The organism is Pseudomonas brassicacearum, assembly GCF_918698105.1.
Taxonomy (GTDB): Bacteria; Pseudomonadota; Gammaproteobacteria; order Pseudomonadales; family Pseudomonadaceae; genus Aquipseudomonas; species Aquipseudomonas brassicacearum_F.
On the sequence record NZ_CAKKMI010000028.1, the window covers coordinates 55,293 to 77,000 of the forward strand.

The window sequence follows — 21,708 nt, forward strand, 5'->3', positions numbered from 1 at the left end:
TCGGTGGCTCAGGTCAAACGTATCCGTCGTAACGTCAGCGGTATCATCCTGCTCGACAAGCCGCTGGGGTTCACCTCCAACGCGGCGTTGCAGAAGGTTCGCTGGCTGCTCAATGCTGAAAAGGCCGGGCATACCGGTAGCCTCGATCCGCTGGCCACCGGCGTGTTGCCGTTGTGCTTTGGCGAGGCGACCAAGTTTTCCCAGTACCTGCTCGATTCCGACAAGGGCTATGAGACCCTGGCGCAACTGGGCAAGACCACCACCACGGCGGATGCCGAAGGTGAGGTCTTGCTGGAACGCCCGGTGACCGTTGGTCAGGCGGATATCGAAGCGGTGTTGCCGAAATTTCGCGGGCAAATCAGCCAGATACCGCCGATGTACTCGGCTCTGAAGCGTGATGGCCAGCCGTTGTATAAACTGGCCCGTGCAGGCGAAGTAGTGGAGCGTGAACCGCGTTCTGTTACTATTGCGCGCTTGGAATTGCTGGCCTTTGACGGTAATACTGCGCGGCTGGCAGTGGACTGCAGCAAAGGCACCTATATCCGCACCCTGGTGGAGGATATCGGTGAACAGCTCGGCTGTGGCGCGTACGTGGCAGAATTGCGACGGACCCAGGCCGGGCCTTTCACGTTGGCCCAGACGGTCACGCTGGAAGAGCTTGAAGCGGTACATGCCGAAGGCGGCAACGAAGCGGTCGATCGTTTCCTGATGCCATCGGACAGCGGGTTGCTGGATTGGCCGCTGTTGCAGTTCTCGGAACACAGCGCGTTCTACTGGCTCAACGGCCAGCCGGTACGCGCCCCGGATGCGCCGAAATTCGGCATGGTCCGGGTACAGGATCACAATGGTCGCTTCATCGGTATCGGTGAAGTGAGCGAAGACGGGCGTATTGCGCCGCGTCGACTGATTCGGTCGGAATGACCGGAACCAGCCTGTGTAACAGCAGGCTGGCGAGTGTGGCTGTTAACAGGCACGGTCACTACTCATTTATAGATACAGGGATTTGTCCCTGGCCTGTTGAAGCTGTTTCCTTGAAACAGTTTCCTGACTAAAAGGATTGCCTCATGGCTCTCGACGTTCAAGAAAAAGCTCAAATCGTAGCTGACTACCAGCAAGCTGTTGGTGACACTGGTTCGCCAGAAGTGCAAGTTGCACTGCTGACCCACAACATCAACAAACTGCAAGGTCACTTCAAGGCCAACGGTAAAGATCACCACTCCCGTCGTGGTCTGATCCGCATGGTAAACCAGCGTCGTAAGCTGCTGGACTACCTGAAAGGCAAGGACGTGAGCCGTTACAGCGCTCTGATCGCTCGCCTGGGTCTGCGTCGCTAATCAGCGATTGCGCTAGAGGTTGGTGGTCTGTCGTACGTCAGTGGGTTTCCCGCTGGCGCATGGCAGGCTCCCAGCCTCAAGTTTTATCTGGATACACGTTTTACCCTGGACAGACGTCGGGCCGATTCCCGTCACTGCCCAAGAATTTCGCAAGAAGACAAGTTCCCCAAGAGCCACAAAGAAGGTAGGACACCGTGAACCCGGTAATCAAAAAATTCCAATTCGGTCAGTCGACCGTTACCCTCGAGACTGGCCGCATCGCCCGTCAGGCCTCCGGCGCAGTGCTGGTCACCGTTGACGACGACGTCAGCGTATTGGTGACCGTTGTCGGTGCCAAGCAAGCCGATCCAGGCAAGGGCTTCTTCCCTCTGTCTGTTCACTACCAGGAAAAGACTTACGCTGCCGGTAAGATCCCTGGCGGTTTCTTCAAGCGCGAAGGCCGTCCTTCCGAGAAAGAAACCCTGACTTCCCGACTGATCGACCGTCCGATCCGTCCACTGTTCCCAGAAGGCTTCATGAACGAAGTGCAGGTTGTCTGCACCGTCGTGTCCACCAGCAAGAAAACCGATCCGGACATCGCTGCGATGATCGGTACCTCGGCTGCCCTGGCGATCTCCGGCATTCCTTTCGATGGCCCGATCGGCGCTGCCCGCGTCGCGTTCCACGAAAGCACCGGCTACCTGCTGAACCCAACCTACGAGCAACTGAAAGCCTCGAGCCTGGACATGGTCGTGGCCGGTACCTCTGAAGCCGTGCTGATGGTTGAATCCGAAGCCAAGGAACTGACCGAAGACCAGATGCTGGGCGCCGTGCTGTTCGCCCACGACGAGTTCCAGGTGGTGATCAACGCCGTCAAGGAACTGGCCGCCGAAGCCGCCAAGCCAACCTGGACCTGGGCTCCGCAAGCCGAAGCCACCGAGCTGCTGGGCGCGATCCGTGCCGAGTTCGGCGAAGCGATCTCCCAGGCCTACACCATCACCGTCAAGGCCGACCGTTATGCACGCCTGGGCGAGCTGAAGGACCAGGTTGTTGCCAAGCTGTCCGGCGAAGAAGGCCAGCCATCGGCCAGCGACGTCAAAGCCGCTTTCGGTGAAATCGAATACCGCACCGTTCGCGAAAACATCGTCAACGGCAAGCCGCGTATCGACGGTCGCGACACCCGTACCGTACGTCCGCTGAACATCGAAGTCGGCGTTCTGCCAAAGACCCACGGTTCGGCACTGTTCACCCGTGGCGAAACCCAGGCGCTGGTCGTTGCAACACTGGGCACCGCCCGTGACGCGCAGCTGCTGGACACCCTGGAAGGCGAAAAGAAAGACCCGTTCATGCTGCACTACAACTTCCCTCCGTTCTCGGTGGGCGAGTGTGGTCGCATGGGTGGCGCCGGTCGCCGCGAAATCGGTCACGGCCGTCTGGCCCGTCGTTCGGTCCAGGCCATGCTGCCTGCCGCTGACGTGTTCCCGTACACCATCCGCGTGGTATCGGAAATCACCGAGTCCAACGGTTCGAGCTCGATGGCTTCGGTCTGCGGCGCTTCCCTGGCCCTGATGGACGCCGGTGTGCCGATGAAGGCGCCAGTTGCCGGTATCGCCATGGGTCTGGTCAAGGAGGGCGAGAAGTTCGCCGTCCTGACCGACATCCTGGGTGACGAAGACCACCTGGGCGACATGGACTTCAAAGTGGCCGGTACCGCCAAAGGCGTCACCGCACTGCAGATGGACATCAAGATCAAGGGCATCACCGAAGAGATCATGGAAATCGCCCTGGGCCAGGCCCTGGAAGCGCGCCTGAACATCCTCGGTCAGATGAACCAGATCATCGGTCAGTCCCGTACCGAACTGTCGGAAAACGCTCCGACCATGATCGCGATGAAAATCGACACCGACAAAATCCGTGATGTCATCGGTAAAGGTGGCGCGACCATCCGTGCGATCTGCGAAGAAACCAAGGCTTCGATCGACATCGAAGACGACGGTTCGATCAAGATCTTCGGCGAAACCAAGGAAGCGGCAGAAGCAGCACGCCAGCGCGTCCTGGGTATCACCGCAGAAGCCGAGATCGGCAAGATCTACGTCGGCAAGGTTGAGCGCATCGTCGACTTCGGCGCGTTCGTCAACATCCTGCCGGGCAAGGACGGTCTGGTTCACATCTCCATGCTGAGCGATGCTCGCGTCGAGAAAGTGACCGACATCCTCAAGGAAGGCCAGGAAGTGGAAGTGCTGGTACTGGACGTGGACAACCGCGGCCGTATCAAGCTGTCCATCAAGGACGTCGCAGCTGCCAAGGCATCGGGCGTTTAATCACCCCTTCGCCTGACCGCTGAACAAGCAAACGCCCCGACTGGTTCGGGGCGTTTTGCTGTGTGGTGAAAATCCCTGTCTCGCGGGTTGCCTGGCCACAGGGGACGATGCTAGGTTTAGCCACCGCCCGTGTAGCTCAGTCGGTAGAGCAGCGCACTCGTAACGCGAAGGTCGCAGGTTCGATTCCTGTCTCGGGCACCATCCCCCTCGTTATTTCACTTTCCTGCTCAGCTCCTCGACCGTGCGTTTGAGCTGATCCATCTCGCGATCCTGATCGCTGAGCTCCCGTTTCAGGGACGAAATCTCGCTGTTGCTCGAACTCGAACTGGAGCCGCTATTGCGCTTGAGTTCTTCCACTTGCTTGCCCAGATCGTTCAGGTCGCGTTCCTGTTCCTTGAGGGTGCGTTTGAGCTCGTCAATTTCCTTGCTGCTGGAGGTGGAACTGGAGCCACTGTTGCGCTTGAGTTCTTCGATCTGCCGGGCTTGCTCGCTGAGGATGCGTTTCTGGCTTTCCAGTTCCTCGGCGTTGTTCTTCACGGTTTTTGGCAGGTTTTCCAAGGCGCTGACGCTGACGTTGGTCTTGACGAGTACGTACTTATCAAATCGGTCATAACGAAGGGCAGGAATGGCGTCGTCGGAAGACGGCCCATCGGAGGAGACTTCAACAGCTGCTTGGGCAACGCCGGTCAAGGTCAGGCTGCCGAGCAGCAAGGTCGCGGTAGCAAGCCGGGTCAACGAACGTTTCGAAAAGCTGCGCATCACTGGGGTTCCTTGTGAAGTGCCGGTATGGCACATGGCTACGACTGGTTATTTTGACAGATGTTCCCAAGCTCCCCTGGTTTCTCATGCGCATGGTTTTTTTGTGAGATAGATGTAAAGAACCGTGTAAATCGTCGGCAAAACGTCCTATATTCATTGCCTGCATGAGCATCGCCCAGCAGTTTTCAGATGATCCCCGAATGGTTCTGAAGGCCAGATAAACCGGGCTTCACACGGTTATTTGCGTCAGAGAGATCCTTGATGATCCAGATCCATCTTCCATTCCCCAGATCAACGAGAACGCCATGACTGTTAAAGAATTGACCCAGGAAGCCAGGCACGAAGAAGCGCTGAAGAAGTACGTGTTGGATGCGCCCCAGTTGCTGGAAGAGATCAAGGACTTGTCAGCCGACGATCAAAAGGACCAGATCCAATGGGCGTTCGAGGACGAGGCCGAAGCCCAGGGCCTGCAGCCTTGGGAGTTGACGCTCAAGTACACCAGCACACCTGAAGAATTCGAGACGCAGCGCCTTGCATTGCACAAGGAAGCGGCCGAGGTGCTGGGTGTGGAATGGGATGAGTACTGCGAGATGAACAATCTGGTGGTCTGAAAAAAACGCCAGCCTTTCAAGGCTGGCGTTTTTTGTTGTCAGAGGCTCAAGCGCATCGACAGATCCACTGCCTTCACATCCTTGGTCATCGCGCCGATCGAGATGTAGTCCACCCCGGTCTCGGCAATCGGGCGCAACGTGCTTTCGTTGATCCCGCCGCTGGCCTCCAGCTTCGCCTTGCCGCCATTGAGGCGTACGGCTTCACGCATGTCGTCCAGGCTCAGTTCGTCGAGCATGATGATGTCGGCGTTGGCTGACAGCGCTTCTTTCAATTCCGCCAGGCTTTCCACTTCGACCTCCACCGGTTTGCCCGGTGCGATCTTGTGGGCGGCAGCGATGGCCTGGGCGATCCCGCCGCAAGCGGCGATGTGGTTTTCCTTGATCAGGAAGGCATCGTACAGGCCGATGCGGTGGTTATGGCAGCCACCGCAGGTGACCGCGTACTTCTGGGCCAGGCGCAGTCCGGGCAGGGTCTTGCGGGTGTCCAGCAGCTTGACCTGGGTACCGGCGACAAAGTCGGCCAGGTAACGGGCTCGCGTCGCTACGCCGGAAAGCATTTGCAGGAAGTTCAGTGCGCTGCGTTCGCCGGTCAGCAGCGAGCGGGCTGGGCCTTCCAGATGGAACAGCGCTTGATCGGGTATGACCCGGTCGCCGTCGGCGACTTGCCAATGCACCGCGACACGCGAGTCCAGTTGCCGGAATACGGCGTCGACCCAGGCCGTGCCACTGATGATCGCCGCGTCGCGGGTGATGATGGTGGCCTTGGCCAGGCGTTCGGCGGGGATCAGTTGCGCGGTGATGTCGCCGCTGCCGATGTCTTCATGCAACGCACGGCGCACGTTGGCTTCGATTTCGGCGGTCAGATCGGCGAGACGTAGATTCGGCATAACGGGCTCCACAAACAAAGTGGCCTGATTATAGGGTGTCGAAACCTGCATTTGGTCGCGTCCTCGCAACATTTCCTTATTTCCCGGGTCACTTATTGCGCCGTATTTCGAGATCGATCACAGAGTGTGCTGGTGCGACGGGGTTGTTTTACCCGATAATCCGCCTTTCGATTGACGTCATAGCTTTGACGTCAAGAGCCGCAGAAAGCCGTTTCAGGAGGCCAGGATGCACAACGACGGGAATGTAGTGCCTTTGCACAAGGTCGCTACCGATCAGGCGAATCCCTCGCCGCTCGCCCGCCTGCCTGTGATTCTGCTTCAGGTTCGCGACAAGGCCGCCCAGCAGTTGCGCCTGGGCTTGCAAGGGCTGTTCGATAACGCCGACGACACCTTGTTTGAAATGGCCGACCGGGCGCGCGACGATGTCGAGCAGAACCTGTACTTCGAGGCCATGCGGGACCTGCGCCTGAAGCGCAAAAGCATCGAACGTGAATTTATCGAGCAGTTTTTCGAGACCTTCGTCAACCTCGCCCAATACGACCAGACCCACGCCAGCCTGGCGCCGAACCTGGCGCCAGACAGCCAAATCCAGCGGTCCCAGGACGAGCTGGAGCGACAACTGGCGGTCGAGGCGATGGTCACTCGGGTGCTTCGGCGCGATGGCGTGTCGCTGGAACAACTGACCGCCCGGCTCGGCGTGCTGTTGGCCCGCCCGCTGGCCAATCAGCACAATCCCCTGAGTCCGGCATTGCTGTGCGAGAAATTCCTGCAGGCCGGGCGCAACCTGGGCGTGGGCATCAAGGTCAAGCTGATCCTGCTCAAGCTGTTCGAGCGTTATGTGCTCAGCGATTGCGACCAACTCTATACCGAGGCCAACCAGTTGCTGGCCGCCACAGGTATCCTGCCGGAGCTCAAGGTTACGTTGGCGCGCCGGGCGTCGGATCGCACCGAGGACAACCCCAGGCCCAACGCCGAGACGGCTGCCAAGCCCAGCGATGCCGAGGTCGATGACAGCGTCCAGGAAGTGTTCGCCGCCTTGCAGAAACTGCTGATGCAGGTACGTGGCACTGTAGCGCCGACCCTGGAGCCCAGCGTGCCGCCCCAGCCGATTTCTACCCGTGACCTGCTGCGGCTGCTCTCTCACTTGCAGCAATACGTGCCGGCGCCTACCGTTCACGACGAGTTCGATTTGCGTAGCCAGCTCGAACAGCTGTTGACCCGGGTCAGCGTCAGGAGTGGCAAGTCTCGCGTGGTCGAAGGCGCCGATGAAGACGTGATCAACCTGATCTCGATGATGTTCGAATTCATCCTCGACGATCACAACCTCCCAGACTCCTTCAAGGCCCTGATCGGCCGCCTGCAAATCCCGATGCTCAAGGTTGCGGTGCAGGACAAGAGTTTCTTCAGCCGTGGCAATCATCCGGCCCGGCGACTGCTGAACGAAATCGCGACCGCGGCCATGGGCTGGGGCGAATGTGACGATCATCAGCGCGACAGCCTCTACCTGCGCATTGAGCAGGTGGTGCAGCGCTTGTTGAATGATTTTGTCGATGACCCGGCGATTTTCTCCGAACTGCTGGCCGACTTCCTGGCCTTCACCAGTGATGAGCGGCGCCGCAGTGAGCTGCTCGAACAACGCATCCGCGATGCCGAAGAGGGCCGAGCCAAGGCCGAACTGGCGCGCCAGCGCGTCGAAGGGGCGCTGAACCAGGTGATGTTGGGCAAAGTGTTGCCGCAAGCCGTGGTGGAGTTCGTGCAACACGCCTGGAGCCAGGTGTTGCTGCTGACCTGCTTCAAGCACGGCAAGTATTCTGCCGAGTGGCAGGCCGACGTCTTGACCCTGGAGCAATTGATCTGGAGCGTCCAGCCTCACGACGAACCCGATGCAGGCCTGCGTTTGCTGGCGATGGTGCCCGAACTGCTCAAGGCCCTGCGTGACGGCTTGAGTCGCTCGGCGTTCGACCCGTTCGCCACCAGCGAGTTTTTCAGTGAGCTGGAAGCCCTGCATGTGCAGGCGCTCGAGCGCATGGGCCAAGCGACGGAACAGGCCCAGTCGTTCACTTCACCGGTCATGGTCGAGGTGCTGGAAAAAATCGTCCTGCGCCCCCCGCAAAAGTCGGCGGGGGAGAACGTGGCGGTGCATTTGCCGGCCGATGACGTGGGCCTGTTGCAGGTCGAACAGTTGCACCTGGGGAGCTGGGTCGAGTTCCAGGAAGACGATGACAACACCCTGCGTTGCAAGCTGGCGGCGATCATCGAGGCCACCGGCAAATATGTCTTCGTCAATCGCACCGGCCTCAAGGTGCTGGAGCACAGCCGCACCAGCCTGGCCCTGGAGTTTCGCCGGGGCGCGGTGCGGCTGTTGGACGACACCCTGTTGTTCGACCGCGCGCTGGAGTCGGTGCTGGGCAATCTGCGCCAGCTCAATCGCGGCAAGTGATCGCGCAGCCCGGTCCGATCACGGCATACTGGCGGCATTCACCGTCGTCATCGAAGGAACCTGTATGCAGTTGGACTCCGCGAGCGGTTGGTGCGAGGGGGTGCGTCATTGCCCATCGCCCAACTTCAATGCGCGCCCCGAAGGCGAAATCTCCCTGCTGGTGATCCACAACATCAGCCTGCCTCCGGCACAGTTCGCCACGGGCAAGGTGCAGGAATTCTTCCAGAATCGTCTGGATGTCACGGAACATCCCTACTTTGTCGGGATCGCCGACCTGCGCGTCTCTGCGCATTTTCTGATCGAGCGTGACGGCGCCGTGACCCAGTTTGTCTCTTGTCTGGATCGCGCGTGGCATGCGGGGGTCTCGTGTTTCGAGGGGCGTGAGACCTGTAATGATTTTTCCCTGGGCATCGAGCTCGAGGGCACGGATGATCTGCCGTTCACCGACGCGCAATATGCCGCATTGGTGGACCTGACCCGGCAGTTGCAAGCGGCGTTCAGGGCGATCACTGTGCAGCGGATCTGCGGGCACAGCGACATCGCACCGGGGCGCAAGACCGATCCGGGACCGGCATTCGACTGGGTGCGCTATCGCGCGGCCCTGACAGAAGGGGAAGGACAATGAGTTTTCTGGTGTTGCTGTTGGCCGTCTGGATCGAGAAGTTCTCGGCCTTGCGCCAGCGGGTGCAGCGCGACGGCGGTTGGCTGCACGAGCTGAACAAGCTCGAGGCGAGCCCTCGTTGGGTCAACCGGCCCTGGCTGGTGCTGACGATTTTGGTCCTGCTGCCTGTGGCGCTGCTGGCGTTGCTGTTGTGGGTGCTGGAGCCGGTGGCCTACGGTCTGTTGGCGTTGCCGGTGCATTTGCTGGTGGTGATTTACAGCCTCGGACGCGGTGACCTGCTGGCTGGCCTCGGGCCGTTTCGCGACGCCTGGCGTCGGGAAGACCTGCAAGCGGCGGCCCACGTGGCCAAGCGCGACCTGGACATCGAAGCCAATGACGGTGAGCAGTTGCTGGAGCGGGTCCAGGGGCATTTGTTGTGGCAGGCCTACCAGAGCTTTTTCGCGGTGATTTTCTGGTACTTCGTGTTGGGCCCGGTCGCCGCCCTGAGTTATCGACTGCTGGCGCTGGCCGCCGAGCACAGCCAGAACCCCGGCGTGGCCGAGCGGGCCGCGCAAATGCGCCATGCCTTCGACTGGGTGCCGGTGCGATTGCTGGCGGCGAGCTTCGCCCTGGTGGGCAATTTCGTCGCGGTCAGCCGGGTCATGCTGCATGAGCTGTTGAACTGGAACATCAGCGCCGCCGCCCTCATCGACAAAGTCGGCCTGGTAGCCGGCGAGATCCCCAGGCCCGTCGCCGGACCGGACGGCATCAACAGCCTGGACCGCCTCTGGGAACTGCTGCTGCGTGCGGCAGTGCTCTGGTATGCCGGGTTTGCGTTGTGGACGGTGTTGGCCTGATCAACATCAGTATGGCTGTGGCTGGGCGCTTTTGTGGCGAGGGAGCTTGCTCCCGCTCGGCTGCACAGCAGCCGCAAACCCGGGCAACGCGATCTCCCTGAAGAACCCCCGGGGGCCTGCTTCGCAGGCCAGCGGGAGCAAGCTCCCTCGCCACGCTGCTGCCGTGGTGAATCTCTCTCGTTAACCTTAAGTTACAAATCTCCCCGCCGATTTAGGCTATACAGGGACAGCGCCTGAATAGTGGCTTTCTGCTGTCTCCGTGCGCGAGCTCATAACAATAAGAACACTACCGGGAGACTTCCTTGTGAAGAGTTTGCTCTGGCCCGCCGTCGCGCTGATGAACCGCCTGAGCTTCGGCATGAAGTTCAGCCTGATCAGCGTGCTGTTCCTGTTGCCCATGCTGGTGACCAACTTCTTTCTGGTGCGCGATTCCTATCGGGAATTCCAGGGCACGCAAGTGGAGCTGCAAAGCCTCGATCTGCTGGGCAGCAGCCTGGTCCTGCGCCGGGACCTGGAAACCCTCAATAACCTGGTGCAGATCAACGCCAGCCTGGGCCAGTCCGGCAAGGCCGGTGATGTCGAAGCTAAGATCGGCAGCCTGGAACAACAGGTCCTCGCGCGGCTGCAAGGCATGACCCCCGTGGCCATCGAGCCTGAACAGATCAGTGCCTTCGAGGCCAAGCGCGACGAGATGATCGGAGCTTTCAAGGCCCAGCAGGCCGAAAGCTCCCTGCAGAGCAAAAGTGCGCTGATCGGCAAGTTGCTCAACAGCGCCCAGATGTTCAGCCAGATCATCGCCAGCCAGGCGGGGCTGAGCCGCGACAACCAGAGCGACATCCGCCAGCTCAGCGAGTTGATCATCGGCACGACCCCCAAGGTCACTCAGATCCTCGGCGAAGGCCGGGCGCTGGGCGCGTCCTCGTTGGGGCTGGGGTTTCTCAATTCGGCGTCGAGCACCCGCTTCGACGAGTTGCTGGCGCAGATTGAAAAGCTCCAGGGTGAATATGACGTGAAACTGCAGGATGCCTTGGGTTCCAGCAACGCTGCCGGGCAAGCCCTTGCCGATCAGGCCAATGGCAGCAAGAGCACTCTCAAGAAGGCCAGTGAACTGATTGAAGAGCAGGTGGTGATGGCCGACACGCTCGATGCGCCATGGCCGGCGTTTTATGAGCACGTCAGCGGCCTGATGGAGCAGACCTACCGGCTGAACGAAGCGACCCAGGGTTTCCTTGGTGTCCAGTTGCAGCAGCGCCTGGAACAGAACCGCAGCCACATGGTGCTGCAAGCCGTGGCGCTGGTGCTGGTGTTCCTGCTGATTTTTTATCTGTATGCCGGCTTCTACGCATCTACCCGCACCACGCTCCAAGACCTCGGCCAGATGATGGACAAGGTCGCCGCGGGGGACATGACGGTCAATTTCGTCGCCCGCAGCCAAGATGAGCTGGGTGAGTTGGGTGAAGTGTTCAACGGCACGGTGGCGAAGATCCATGACCTGATCGAACAGGTCGGCCGCACCGTTGCTGAAGTCGAACGCCAGGCCGGGCAGGTGGAAACGGTATCGGCCCGCAGCAACCAGGCCGTCGCTGGGCAGCGCAGCCAGATCGAGTTGGTGGCCACGGCGATGAACCAGATGTCGGCCACGGCCCAGGAAGTGGCCCGCAGTGCCGCCGCCGCCGTGAGCAGTGCCCACAGCGTGAACGACGAAACCCTCAGTGGGCGCGGGCTGGTGGAGTCCCAGCAGGGCAGCATCGCCCGCTTGGCCAGTGAGATCGATCAGTCCGTGCAGGTGATCAATCAACTGGCGACCGACAGCCAGGCCATCAGTCGCGTGCTGGATGTGATCAAGAGCATCGCCGAGCAGACCAACCTGCTGGCCCTCAATGCCGCCATCGAAGCAGCCCGGGCCGGTGAGCAGGGGCGCGGCTTTGCGGTGGTGGCCGATGAAGTGCGGACCCTGGCCAAGCGCACCCAGCAATCGACCGAAGAAATCGAAGCGATGATCACCCGTCTGCATGGTGGTGTCGGCGCCGCGGTCAAGGCGATGGGCACCAGCCATGAGATGGCCAGTGGCACGGTCGGCCAATCGGAAAAGGTCCAGCAGGCCCTGGAGAATATCCTGGGCGCCGTCGGCATGATCGTCGACCAGAACCAGCAGATCGCCGCCGCGGTAGAGCAGCAGACGGCGGTGGCCCATGACATCGACCAGAACATCGTCGAGATCAACCGCGCCGGCGAACGCACCGCCGAAGGTGCCCACCAGACCGAAGACGCCAGCCGCGAACTGTCCGCCCAGGTGGTGCAGCTCAAGCAGTTGATCAATGCGTTTCGGGTGTGATTCCCAGGGCCCACCACCGATCCAATGTGGGAGCGAGCTTGCTCGCGATAGCGGAGTGTCAGGCAACCTATTTGTCGACTGATGGGGCGCTATCGCGAGCAAGCTCGCTCCCACAAGGGATCACCAGTTGAACAGTTGGCGCGCGTTGGCCGTGCTGGCCTCGGCCAGTTGCTCGGGGCTGATCGCCATGATCCCCGCCAACGCCTCACAAATCGCCGGCAAATGCGCCGGGCTGTTCCGTTGGCCGGGGAACATCGCCGGGGCCATGTCCGGGGCATCGGTTTCCAGCACCACCGCGTCCAGCGGCAGTTTTGCCAGCACCCGGTGCATGCGCAAGGCCTGGGGCCAGGTCGCGGCGCCGCCCAGGCCAAGCTTGAAGCCGAGCTTGATGTACTCGCGGGCCTCTTCAAAACTGCCGGCGAAGGCGTGGATGATCCCTGCGCGTTTGGGCCCCGTGCGCTTGAGGGTCGCGATCACGTCGGCATGGCTGCGGCGCACGTGGATCAGCGCCGGCAGCTCGAACTCCACCGCCAGTTGCAGTTGTGCTTCGAACAGCGCCTGCTGGCGTTCGCGGTCTAGAGTGGGGATGTAGTAATCCAGGCCGATTTCCCCCACGGCACACAATTGCCGGTGTCCGGCCAGGCGGCTCAGCCACTCGCGCAGTAGCGCCACGTCGTCGGGTCGGTGCTGATCGAGATACACCGGGTGCAGGCCCAGCGCGGCGTGCAGGTCCGGGTCGCTTTGCACCAGGTCCCAGACCCGCTGCCAGTTGTCCCGGTACACACCCAGTACCACCATTTGCCGCACGCCCAAGGCGCGGCTTTCGGCCAGCAGTGCCGGGCGGTCCGCGTCAAAATCTGGAAAATCCAGGTGGGTGTGGGTATCGATCAACTCCATGCATCAATCCTGAAGAAGCTTCAGCCTTGGTGAATACGCTGCTTGAACGTCCGCGCGATGGCTTGCACGCCTGGCTGGTAGTCATCGTTTTCGATGGCTGCCAGGGCCAGCTCCAAGGCTTTTTCGGCGATCAGTTGGTGCTGCTGGGACATGGCATTGACCGGTAGCGGCAGGAAATCCAGCAACTGCGTGTCACCAAACGTGCCCAGGCGCAACGGCCGCGACTTGAGCGGGAAATCGTGGAGGGCGTCGAACACCCCCTGCAGCAGTACGTAGGACGTGGTGATCAGCGCATCGGGCAGATGCCCCAGGCGCGCGAGCATTTCTTCCATCAACTGGCGACCGCATTCACGGCTGAACGACTCGCCATGCTCGATCAGCACCTGGCCTTCGAACCCTGCCAGTGCTTCGCGAAAACCGGCGGTCCGTTCCTGGCTGATGCTCAACTCGGGACGAGCGCTGATCAGTGCGATTTGCCGAGGGTGGGTCTGCAGCAGGCTGCGCGTCAGTTGCAGGCTGGCCTGGCGGTCGTCGCTGATCACCGAGCAGAACCGCGCAGGGTCCATGACCCGGTCGATGGCGATGATCGGAATGCCCTTGGCCTGCAGCTGCAGGTAACTGTCGTCGCCGGCCGGCAGGCAACTGGCGACGATCAGCGCATCGCAGCGGCGGGCGCGGAACAACTGCAACAGTTGCCGTTCACTGTCGGGGGCGTCATCGGAACTGGCGATCAGCAACTGGTAGCCCCGCGCCCGTGCGCCTTGTTCCAGCAGCTTGGCAATGCGTGCGTAACTGGGGTTCTCCAGGTCTGGCAGGATAAAACCCAGGGTGCGGGTGTGGCGGCTGCGCAGCCCGGCGGCCTGGGGATTGGGCGTGAAGCCGTGCTCCAGGACCACCGCCCGCACCCGTTCGACGGTGGCGCTGCTGATGCGTTGCTGTTCGGCCTTGCCGTTGATGACGTAACTGGCGGTGGTCACGGACACGCCGGCCAGTTGGGCAATATCACTGAGTTTCAACCCGGTTTTCCTTGTTTTTTCGAGTTAGCCCCGACGATAAGGGCCATCCTACCCGATTCAAGCTGACGGTCACCGTCCAAACACTTACGACAAGTTGCACTTCAAGGATGAGAGATTATCGAGTAACGTGCCAATCTTTCTAGATTAAACGTTTCAGCAAGCGTATTTTCAAGGCTAGCAGGATTTTTGGCCCTTCTGCCGTGATCACGCCAAAAATCATCCTGCAACGCTAAGCTGATTCATTCAAAACAATACCTGGCGCCAACCGGACGCCAAAAAGGAGAAAGCATGCTCGAGCTCACTCTAGAGCAGATATCCATGGCTCAGACGGCTATGGATAAAGACGCTGCACTGCAACTGCTCGCCGACAAACTGGTGGCCGATGGCTTGGTGGCCGAGGGTTACCTCGCCGGCTTGCAGGCTCGCGAAGCCCAGGGCTCGACCTTTCTTGGCCAAGGTATTGCCATCCCCCACGGTACCCCGCAGACCCGCGACCTGGTTCATTCGACCGGCGTGCGCCTGCTGCAATTCCCCGAGGGCGTGGATTGGGGCGATGGGCAAATCGTCTACCTGGCGATCGGTATCGCGGCCAAGTCCGACGAACACCTGCGCCTGCTGCAACTGCTGACCCGCGCCCTCGGCGAGACTGACCTGGGCCAGGCCCTGCGCCGTGCCGGTTCCGCCGAAGCGTTGCTGAAGCTGCTGCAAGGCGCGCCGCAGGAACTGGCGCTGGATGCCCAGATGATCGGCCTCGGTGTGTCGGCTGACGATTTTGAAGAGCTGGTATGGCGCGGCGCCCGCTTGCTGCGCCAGGCCGATTGCGTGAGCAATGGTTTTGCCGGGGTGTTGCAGCAAGTCGATGCGCTGCCCCTGGGCGATGGCTTGTGGTGGCTGCACAGCGAACAGACCGTCAAGCGTCCGGGCCTGGCATTCGTCACCCCGGACAAACCGATCCGTTACCTGGGTCAACCGTTGAGCGGTCTGTTCTGCCTCGCCAGCCTCGGCGAGGCTCACCAGGCCTTGCTGGAAAGGCTCTGCGCCTTGCTGATCGAAGGCCGCGGTCACGAATTGGGGCGCGCCACCAGCAGCCGCAAGGTGCTGGAAGTGCTCGGCGGCGAATTGCCCGCCGACTGGCCCAGCGCGCGCATCGGCCTGGCCAATGCCCATGGCCTGCATGCACGCCCGGCGAAAATCCTCGCCCAGTTGGCGAAAAGTTTCGAAGGCGAGATCCGCGTGCGCATCGTCGACGGCCAGGACAGCGCCGTGTCGGCCAAGAGCTTGAGCAAGCTGCTGAGCCTGGGCGCCCGTCGCGGCCAGGTCTTGGAGTTCATCGCCGAGCCGAGCATTGCCGCCGATGCGTTGCCGGCACTGCTGGCGGCCATTGAAGAAGGCCTGGGCGAAGAGGTCGAACCGCTGCCGCCGCCGAGTGCACCGCGCGAAACCGTGATAGCCGAAGTGGCGGCCGTCGTGCTGGCGCCCGAATCCGGCAGTCTGATCCAGGCCGTCGCCGCCGCACCGGGCATCGCCATCGGCCCGGCCCACATCCAAGTGCTGCAGGCCATTGACTACCCGTTGCGCGGTGAGTCGGCGGCCATCGAGCGCGAGCGCCTGCAAAACGCCTTGGACCAGGTACGTCGTGATATCGAAGGCCTGATCCAACGCGCCAAGGCCAAGGCCATTCGCGAGATCTTCATCACCCACCAGGAAATGCTCGACGACCCGGAGCTGAGCGACGAGGTCGACACCCGCTTGAAGCTGGGCGAGAGTGCGCAAGCGGCGTGGATGGGGGTGGTTGAAGCCGCCGCGAAAGAACAGGAAGCCTTGCAGGACGCCTTGCTGGCCGAACGTGCCGCCGATCTGCGCGACGTCGGCCGTCGTGTGCTGGCGCAGTTGTGCGGCGTCGAAACCCCGAACGAACCCGATCAACCCTACATCCTGGTGATGGACGAAGTCGGTCCGTCCGACGTGGCCCGCCTGGACCCGACGCGGGTGGCGGGGATTCTCACCGCCCGTGGCGGCGCCACTGCCCACAGCGCCATCGTTGCCCGAGCCTTGGGTATTCCAGCACTGGTGGGCGCCGGTGCGGCAGTGTTGCTGCTGGCGCCGGGCACGTCCTTGCTGCTGGACGGCCAGCGCGGTCGCCTGCACGTGGACCCTGACGCCGCCACTTTGCAGCGCGCCAAGGAAGAACGCGACACCCGCGAGCAGCGCCTCAAGGTTGCCGCGCAGCAGCGCCACGAACCGGCGCAGACCCGTGACGGCCATGCCGTGGAAGTGTTCGCCAACATTGGCGAAAGCGCCGGTGTCGCCAGCGCGGTGGAGCAGGGTGCCGAAGGCATTGGCCTGTTGCGCACCGAACTGATTTTCATGGCCCACAACGAGGCCCCGGACGAAGCGACCCAGGAAGCCGAATACCGCAAGGTACTCGACGGCCTGGCCGGTCGACCGCTGGTGGTGCGCACCCTCGATGTGGGCGGTGACAAGCCGCTGCCGTACTGGCCGATCGCGAAAGAAGAAAACCCGTTCCTCGGCGTGCGCGGCATTCGCCTGACCTTGCAGCGTCCGCAGGTCATGGAAGCGCAACTGCGTGCCTTGTTGCGCTCGGCGGACAACCGTCCGTTGCGGATCATGTTCCCGATGGTTGGCAGCGTCGACGAGTGGCGCCAGGCCCGGGCCATGACCGAGCGCCTGCGCCAGGAAATCCCCGTTGCGGACCTGCAACTGGGGATCATGATCGAAGTGCCGTCCGCCGCGTTGCTGGCGCCGGTGCTCGCCAAGGAAGTCGACTTCTTCAGCGTCGGTACCAACGACTTGACGCAATACACCCTGGCGATCGACCGTGGTCACCCGACCCTGTCGGCCCAGGCCGATGGCTTGCACCCGGCCGTGCTGCAACTGATCGACATCACCGTGCGCGCCGCCCATGCCCATGGCAAATGGGTCGGTGTGTGTGGCGAACTGGCGGCCGACCCGCTGGCGGTGCCGGTGCTGGTGGGCTTGGGCGTGGACGAACTGAGTGTCTCGGCCCGCAGTATTGCCGAGGTCAAGGCGCGGGTCCGCGAATTGAGCCTGGCGCAAGTACAAACCTTGGCCCAAGAGGCTTTGGCCGTGGGCAGCGCCGATGATGTGCGCGCATTAGTGGAGGCGCTGTAATGGCGAAGATTCTTACCCTGACCCTCAACCCGGCGCTCGACCTCACGGTGGAGTTGGCGCGCCTGGAGCCGGGCCAGGTCAACCGCAGCGACGCCATGCACGCCCACGCCGCCGGCAAGGGCGTGAACGTGGCCCAGGTGTTGGCCGATCTCGGTCATACGCTGACGGTCAGTGGTTTTCTGGGCGAAGACAACGCCCAGGTGTTTGAGACGCTGTTTACCCAGCGTGGTTTTGTCGACGCCTTTATCCGTGTCCCCGGCGAAACCCGCAGCAATATCAAGCTGGCCGAGCAGGATGGACGCATCACTGACCTCAACGGGCCAGGCCCAGTGGTCGATGAAGCCGCACAGCAGGCCTTGCTGGCGCGCCTTGAGCAAATCGCCCCGGGCCACGACGTGGTTGTGGTGGCGGGCAGCTTGCCTCGGGGCGTCAGCCCGCAGTGGTTGCAGGCCTTGATCACCCGCTTGAAAACACTCGGCCTGAACGTGGCCCTCGACACCAGTGGCGAAGCCTTGCGCGTCGCCCTGGCGGCGGGGCCGTGGCTGATCAAGCCGAACACCGAGGAACTGGCCGACGCGCTGGGTTGCGAGGTGGTGAGCGAATTGGCCCAGGCGCAAGCGGCGCAGCGCCTGCATGCCCAGGGCGTCGAACATGTGGTGATTTCCCACGGCGCCGATGGCGTGAACTGGTTCAGTGTCGGTGCGGCGTTGCATGCCTCGCCACCCAAGGTCAGCGTCGCCAGCACCGTGGGTGCCGGGGATTCGCTGCTGGCGGGCATGCTGCACGGCCTGCTCAGCGCCGACACCCCGGAACAGACGCTGCGCACCGCCACGGCCATCGCCGCCATGGCGGTCACGCAGATCGGTTTTGGCATCCACGACACCGCGTTGCTGGCGTCGCTTGAACAGGGCGTGCGCGTGCGCCCCCTGACAGAACAATAAGAGGGTTAGCAAGAATGAAACTAGCCATTGTGACGGCCTGCCCCAACGGCATGGTCACCAGTGTGTTGTGCGCCCGCCTGCTGGACGCCGCGGCGCAGCGCCAGGGTTGGAGCACCAGTGTCGAAGTCCATGACGCGGCCCATCCGGAACGCCAGTTGTCGGCAGCGACCCTTGAAGCGGCCGAATGGGTCCTGCTGGTTGCCAGCGGCCCGGTGGACATGTCGCGGTTCGTCGGCAAACGCCTGTTCCGCAGCACCCCGGCCCAGGCCCTGCAAGACGTCGATTCGGTGCTGCGTCGCGGCGCCGAAGAGGCCGAGGTTTTTCTCGCCTCGGATGTCGTGGAGGAGGTACCCGCGGTGTCGACCGAGCGTGCGCCGCGCCTGGTCGCCATCACCGCATGCCCAACAGGCGTTGCCCATACCTTCATGGCCGCCGAAGCATTGCAGCAGGCGGCGAAGAAGCTCGGCTACGACTTGCAAGTGGAAACCCAGGGTTCGGTCGGTGCGCGCAATCCGTTGAGCGCCGAGGCCATCGCCGAGGCGGACGTGGTGCTGCTGGCGACTGACATCGAAGTCGCCACCGAGCGTTTTGCCGGCAAGAAGATCTACCGCTGCAGCACGGGCGTCGCCTTGAAACAGGCCGAAGCGACGCTGAACAAAGCGCTGGTCGAAGGTCGCCAGGAAAGCGCGTCGAGCGGTGCTAGCGCCCCGGCCAAATCGGAGAAGACCGGCGTCTACAAGCACCTGCTGACGGGTGTGTCGTTCATGCTGCCGATGGTGGTGGCCGGTGGTCTGTTGATCGCCTTGTCGTTTGTGTTCGGCATCACCGCCTTCAAGGAACCCGGCACGCTGGCGGCCGCGCTGATGCAGATCGGCGGCGACACCGCGTTCAAATTGATGGTGCCGCTGCTGGCTGGCTACATCGCCTATTCCATCGCCGACCGTCCGGGCCTGGCGCCGGGGATGATTGGCGGGATGCTGGCGAGCACCCTGGGCGCCGGCTTCATTGGCGGGATCATCGCCGGTTTCCTGGCCGGTTACGCGGCCAAGGCGATCAACCGCTACGCGCGCCTGCCCCAGAGCCTGGAAGCGCTCAAGCCGATCCTCATCATTCCGCTGTTGGCGAGCCTGATCACCGGCCTGGTGATGATCTACATCGTTGGCAAACCGGTGGCGGGCATGCTCGAAGCCCTGACCCATTTCCTCGACAGCATGGGCACTACCAATGCAATCCTGCTGGGCGTGTTGCTGGGGGCGATGATGTGCGTCGACCTCGGTGGCCCGATCAACAAGGCTGCCTATGCGTTTTCGGTGGGGCTGCTGGCTTCCCAGAGTTATGCACCGATGGCCGCGACCATGGCTGCCGGCATGGTGCCGCCGATTGGCCTGGGCATCGCCACCTTCATCGCCCGGCGCAAATTTGCCCAGACCGAGCGCGAAGCCGGTAAGGCGGCGCTGGTGCTGGGGCTGTGCTTCATCTCCGAAGGGGCGATTCCGTTCGCCGCCAAGGACCCGCTGCGGGTGATCCCGGCCAGCATCGCCGGCGGCGCGCTGACCGGTGCGCTGTCGATGTACTTCGGCTGCAAGCTCATGGCCCCCCACGGCGGCTTGTTCGTGATGCTGATCCCCAACGCCATCAACCATGCGCTGTTGTACCTGTTGGCGATCGTGGCGGGGAGCCTGCTGACGGGGGTGGCGTATGCGCTGCTCAAGCGGCCGGAAGTGGTGGAGATGGCGTTGGAGCCGGCCAAGGCCTGACCAACCCTGTTCTCCCCTTGTGGGAGCGAGCTTGCTCGCGATAGCGGTGTATCAGTCGACAAATAGGTTGCCTGATACCCTGCCATCGCGAGCAAGCTCGCTCCCACAGTGGTTTTGGGGGGGCATAAAACTCCTGTCACACCCACTTCACAGAGCCATGCTTAAGTTTCCCCATTTAAGGGAGAACACCATGAGCGAATTCGACCTGGGCCGCCGCCGTGTGATGCAAGCCGTGGGGGCGGGGTTGTTGTTGCCGGGGCTGGCGCCGGCGGTGATGGCTTCGGTCAAGGATCGGCCGGTGCTCACCGACGGTGTGCAGTCGGGCGACTTGCAGGGTGACCGGGCGATGATCTGGAGCCGCAGCGACCGTCCGGCGCGGATGGTGGTGGAGTGGGACACCCGCAGCAAGTTCAGCAATCCGCGCCGCTTCGTCTCGCCCATGGTCGATTCGCGCAGCGATTTCACCGCCCGGGTCGAACTCACCGGGTTGCCCCGCGACCAGGCGATTTTCTACCGGGTGCATTTCGAAGACGCCCAGAGCGGTGTCGCCAGCGAACCCTGGCTGGGTCACCTGCGCAGCGTGCCGCAGTTCAAGCGCAACATCCGTTTTGTCTGGAGCGGCGACACCGTCGGCCAGGGCTTCGGCATCAACCCGGACATCGGCGGCATGCGCATCTACGAAGCCATGCGCCTGCGCCTGCCGGACTTTTTTATCCACAGCGGCGACACCATCTACGCCGACGGCCCGGTGCCGGCGCAAATCACCACCGAGGGTGGACGCGTCTGGCGCAACCTCACCACCGAAGCCAAGAGCAAGGTCGCCGAGACCCTGGATGAGTATCGCGGCAACTATCGCTACAACCTGATGGACGAAAACGTTCGTCGCTTCAACGCCGAAGTGCCGCAGATCTGGCAGTGGGACGACCATGAGGTGGTCAACAACTGGTCGCCGGGCAAGCAACTGGACGAGCGCTACCAGACCAAGGATATCCACAGCCTGGTGGGTCGTGCGCGACAGGCCTGGCTGGAATATGCGCCGATGCGCCGGCAGAAGGCCGACGGTGGTGGACGCATCTACCGCAAGCTCGGTTACGGGCCGCTGCTGGATGTGTTCGTGCTGGACATGCGCAGCTACCGTGAAGCCAACGACGCCAACCTCGGCGCGGCCAAACCATTCCTGGGGCGTGAGCAGTTGAACTGGCTCAAGCGCGAATTGAAGCAGTCCCGGGCCCAGTGGAAAGTCATCGCCGCCGACATGCCCATCGGCCTCGGTGTGCCGGATGGCGAGGTCAGCCCCGGCGTGCCGCGCTGGGAAGCGGTCGCCAACGGTGACCCGGGCGCGGCCCAGGGCCGTGAACTGGAGATCGCCGAACTGCTCGGCTACCTGCGCAAGCATCAGGTGCGCAACTACGTCTGGCTCACCGCTGACGTCCATTATTGTGCTGCCCATCATTACCATCCCGAACACGCCGCGTTCCAGGATTTCGAACCGTTCTGGGAGTTCGTCGCCGGGCCCTTGAACGCCGGCAGCTTCGGGCCCAATGCCCTGGACAAGACCTTCGGCCCCGAAGTGGTGTTCCAGAAAGCCCCCCCGGCCCAGAACACCTCGCCGTTTGCCGGGTATCAGTTCTTTGGTGAAGTGAACATCGACGGGCCAAGCGGGGAGATGAGCGTGGTGCTGCGGGACCTGGAAGGTGTGGCGGTGTTCGAGAAGAAGTTGCAGCCGGTTTGAATCTAAAGCCACCGCAAAACCAATGTGGGAGCGAGCTTGCTCGCGATGGCGGTGTGTCATTCAATGAAGTGTTGGCTGACGACCCGCC

16 protein-coding genes and 1 tRNA gene are annotated in these 21,708 nt (G+C 62.3%); 13 read left to right on the forward strand and 4 right to left on the reverse strand.

Going from position 1 to position 21,708, the window contains the following annotated elements; translation table 11 throughout:
- Positions 1-3: 3 nt before the first annotated feature.
- From truB to LQ215_RS13555, 4 genes are all read left to right on the forward strand, one after another.
- On the forward strand, positions 4-921 hold the full coding sequence (gene truB, locus LQ215_RS13540) for a tRNA pseudouridine(55) synthase TruB (RefSeq protein WP_014336577.1): 918 nt from the start codon (positions 4-6) through the stop codon (positions 919-921).
- 143 nt (positions 922-1,064) lie between these two features.
- Positions 1,065-1,334, forward strand: a complete 270-nt coding sequence (gene rpsO, locus LQ215_RS13545; RefSeq protein ID WP_003197723.1) for a 30S ribosomal protein S15 — start codon at positions 1,065-1,067, stop codon at positions 1,332-1,334.
- A gap of 194 nt (positions 1,335-1,528) precedes the next feature.
- The gene (gene pnp, locus LQ215_RS13550) at positions 1,529-3,634 is read left to right on the forward strand and encodes a polyribonucleotide nucleotidyltransferase (RefSeq protein WP_003197725.1); all 2,106 of its coding nucleotides are present in this window, start codon (positions 1,529-1,531) and stop codon (positions 3,632-3,634) included.
- Positions 3,635-3,759: 125 nt separating this feature from the next.
- Positions 3,760-3,835, forward strand: a tRNA-Thr gene (locus tag LQ215_RS13555).
- A gap of 9 nt (positions 3,836-3,844) precedes the next feature.
- On the opposite strand, the gene LQ215_RS13560 is transcribed toward LQ215_RS13555, so the two are convergent.
- Positions 3,845-4,393, reverse strand: coding sequence for a hypothetical protein (locus LQ215_RS13560; protein WP_230150457.1), 549 nt, complete (start codon positions 4,391-4,393; stop codon positions 3,845-3,847).
- A gap of 305 nt (positions 4,394-4,698) precedes the next feature.
- Here LQ215_RS13560 and LQ215_RS13565 point away from each other — a divergent pair, with 305 nt between their 5' ends.
- Positions 4,699-5,004, forward strand: a complete 306-nt coding sequence (locus tag LQ215_RS13565; RefSeq protein ID WP_003197729.1) for a DUF6388 family protein — start codon at positions 4,699-4,701, stop codon at positions 5,002-5,004.
- Positions 5,005-5,042: 38 nt separating this feature from the next.
- Here LQ215_RS13565 and nadC read toward each other — a convergent pair whose 3' ends face one another.
- Entirely contained in the window at positions 5,043-5,891 is an 849-nt protein-coding gene (gene nadC / locus LQ215_RS13570; RefSeq protein ID WP_230150459.1) for a carboxylating nicotinate-nucleotide diphosphorylase, read from the reverse strand.
- 226 nt (positions 5,892-6,117) lie between these two features.
- Here nadC and LQ215_RS13575 point away from each other — a divergent pair, with 226 nt between their 5' ends.
- The 4 genes from LQ215_RS13575 (at position 6,118) to LQ215_RS29760 (ending at position 12,124) form a co-directional block, all read left to right on the forward strand.
- Entirely contained in the window at positions 6,118-8,331 is a 2,214-nt protein-coding gene (locus LQ215_RS13575; RefSeq protein ID WP_230150461.1) for a DUF1631 domain-containing protein, read from the forward strand.
- Between the two features lie 64 nt (positions 8,332-8,395).
- The gene (gene ampD, locus LQ215_RS13580) at positions 8,396-8,956 is read left to right on the forward strand and encodes a 1,6-anhydro-N-acetylmuramyl-L-alanine amidase AmpD (RefSeq protein WP_058543955.1); all 561 of its coding nucleotides are present in this window, start codon (positions 8,396-8,398) and stop codon (positions 8,954-8,956) included.
- Positions 8,953-9,789 (forward strand): regulatory signaling modulator protein AmpE, encoded by an 837-nt coding sequence (gene ampE, locus LQ215_RS13585; RefSeq protein ID WP_230150462.1) that lies wholly within the window; start codon positions 8,953-8,955, stop codon positions 9,787-9,789. The genes ampD and ampE overlap by 4 nt, the downstream gene beginning before the upstream one ends.
- Positions 9,790-11,419: 1,630 nt before the next feature.
- Positions 11,420-12,124, forward strand: coding sequence for a methyl-accepting chemotaxis protein (locus LQ215_RS29760; protein ID WP_436839573.1), 705 nt, complete (start codon positions 11,420-11,422; stop codon positions 12,122-12,124).
- Between the two features lie 120 nt (positions 12,125-12,244).
- Here LQ215_RS29760 and LQ215_RS13595 read toward each other — a convergent pair whose 3' ends face one another.
- Together LQ215_RS13595 and cra are read right to left on the reverse strand one after the other, a co-directional pair.
- The gene (locus tag LQ215_RS13595) at positions 12,245-13,021 is read right to left on the reverse strand and encodes a TatD family hydrolase (RefSeq protein ID WP_230150464.1); all 777 of its coding nucleotides are present in this window, start codon (positions 13,019-13,021) and stop codon (positions 12,245-12,247) included.
- Between the two features lie 20 nt (positions 13,022-13,041).
- On the reverse strand, positions 13,042-14,037 hold the full coding sequence (gene cra / locus LQ215_RS13600; protein ID WP_230150465.1) for a catabolite repressor/activator: 996 nt from the start codon (positions 14,035-14,037) through the stop codon (positions 13,042-13,044).
- Between the two features lie 288 nt (positions 14,038-14,325).
- Here cra and ptsP point away from each other — a divergent pair, with 288 nt between their 5' ends.
- From ptsP to LQ215_RS13620, 4 genes are all read left to right on the forward strand, one after another.
- On the forward strand, positions 14,326-17,190 hold the full coding sequence (gene ptsP, locus LQ215_RS13605; protein ID WP_230150466.1) for a phosphoenolpyruvate--protein phosphotransferase: 2,865 nt from the start codon (positions 14,326-14,328) through the stop codon (positions 17,188-17,190).
- Positions 17,190-18,131 (forward strand): 1-phosphofructokinase, encoded by a 942-nt coding sequence (gene pfkB, locus LQ215_RS13610; protein ID WP_230150467.1) that lies wholly within the window; start codon positions 17,190-17,192, stop codon positions 18,129-18,131. Before ptsP ends, pfkB begins: the two co-directional genes overlap by 1 nt.
- Positions 18,132-18,145: 14 nt before the next feature.
- Positions 18,146-19,888, forward strand: a complete 1,743-nt coding sequence (locus tag LQ215_RS13615; RefSeq protein ID WP_230150469.1) for a PTS fructose-like transporter subunit IIB — start codon at positions 18,146-18,148, stop codon at positions 19,886-19,888.
- Between the two features lie 190 nt (positions 19,889-20,078).
- On the forward strand, positions 20,079-21,620 hold the full coding sequence (locus LQ215_RS13620; protein ID WP_230150471.1) for an alkaline phosphatase D family protein: 1,542 nt from the start codon (positions 20,079-20,081) through the stop codon (positions 21,618-21,620).
- Positions 21,621-21,708: the final 88 nt, after the last annotated feature.

Coding starts and splice junctions, on each gene's coding strand:
- rpsO (WP_003197723.1), top strand. CDS start 1,065: ATGGCTCTCGACGTTCAAGAAAAAGCTCAAATCGTAGCTGACTACCAG.
- LQ215_RS13560 (WP_230150457.1), bottom strand. CDS start 4,393: ATGCGCAGCTTTTCGAAACGTTCGTTGACCCGGCTTGCTACCGCGACC.
- LQ215_RS13565 (WP_003197729.1), top strand. CDS start 4,699: ATGACTGTTAAAGAATTGACCCAGGAAGCCAGGCACGAAGAAGCGCTG.
- nadC (WP_230150459.1), bottom strand. CDS start 5,891: ATGCCGAATCTACGTCTCGCCGATCTGACCGCCGAAATCGAAGCCAAC.
- LQ215_RS13575 (WP_230150461.1), top strand. CDS start 6,118: ATGCACAACGACGGGAATGTAGTGCCTTTGCACAAGGTCGCTACCGAT.
- ampD (WP_058543955.1), top strand. CDS start 8,396: ATGCAGTTGGACTCCGCGAGCGGTTGGTGCGAGGGGGTGCGTCATTGC.
- ampE (WP_230150462.1), top strand. CDS start 8,953: ATGAGTTTTCTGGTGTTGCTGTTGGCCGTCTGGATCGAGAAGTTCTCG.
- LQ215_RS29760 (WP_436839573.1), top strand. CDS start 11,420: ATGTCGGCCACGGCCCAGGAAGTGGCCCGCAGTGCCGCCGCCGCCGTG.
- LQ215_RS13595 (WP_230150464.1), bottom strand. CDS start 13,021: ATGGAGTTGATCGATACCCACACCCACCTGGATTTTCCAGATTTTGAC.
- ptsP (WP_230150466.1), top strand. CDS start 14,326: ATGCTCGAGCTCACTCTAGAGCAGATATCCATGGCTCAGACGGCTATG.
- pfkB (WP_230150467.1), top strand. CDS start 17,190: ATGGCGAAGATTCTTACCCTGACCCTCAACCCGGCGCTCGACCTCACG.
- LQ215_RS13615 (WP_230150469.1), top strand. CDS start 18,146: ATGAAACTAGCCATTGTGACGGCCTGCCCCAACGGCATGGTCACCAGT.
- LQ215_RS13620 (WP_230150471.1), top strand. CDS start 20,079: ATGAGCGAATTCGACCTGGGCCGCCGCCGTGTGATGCAAGCCGTGGGG.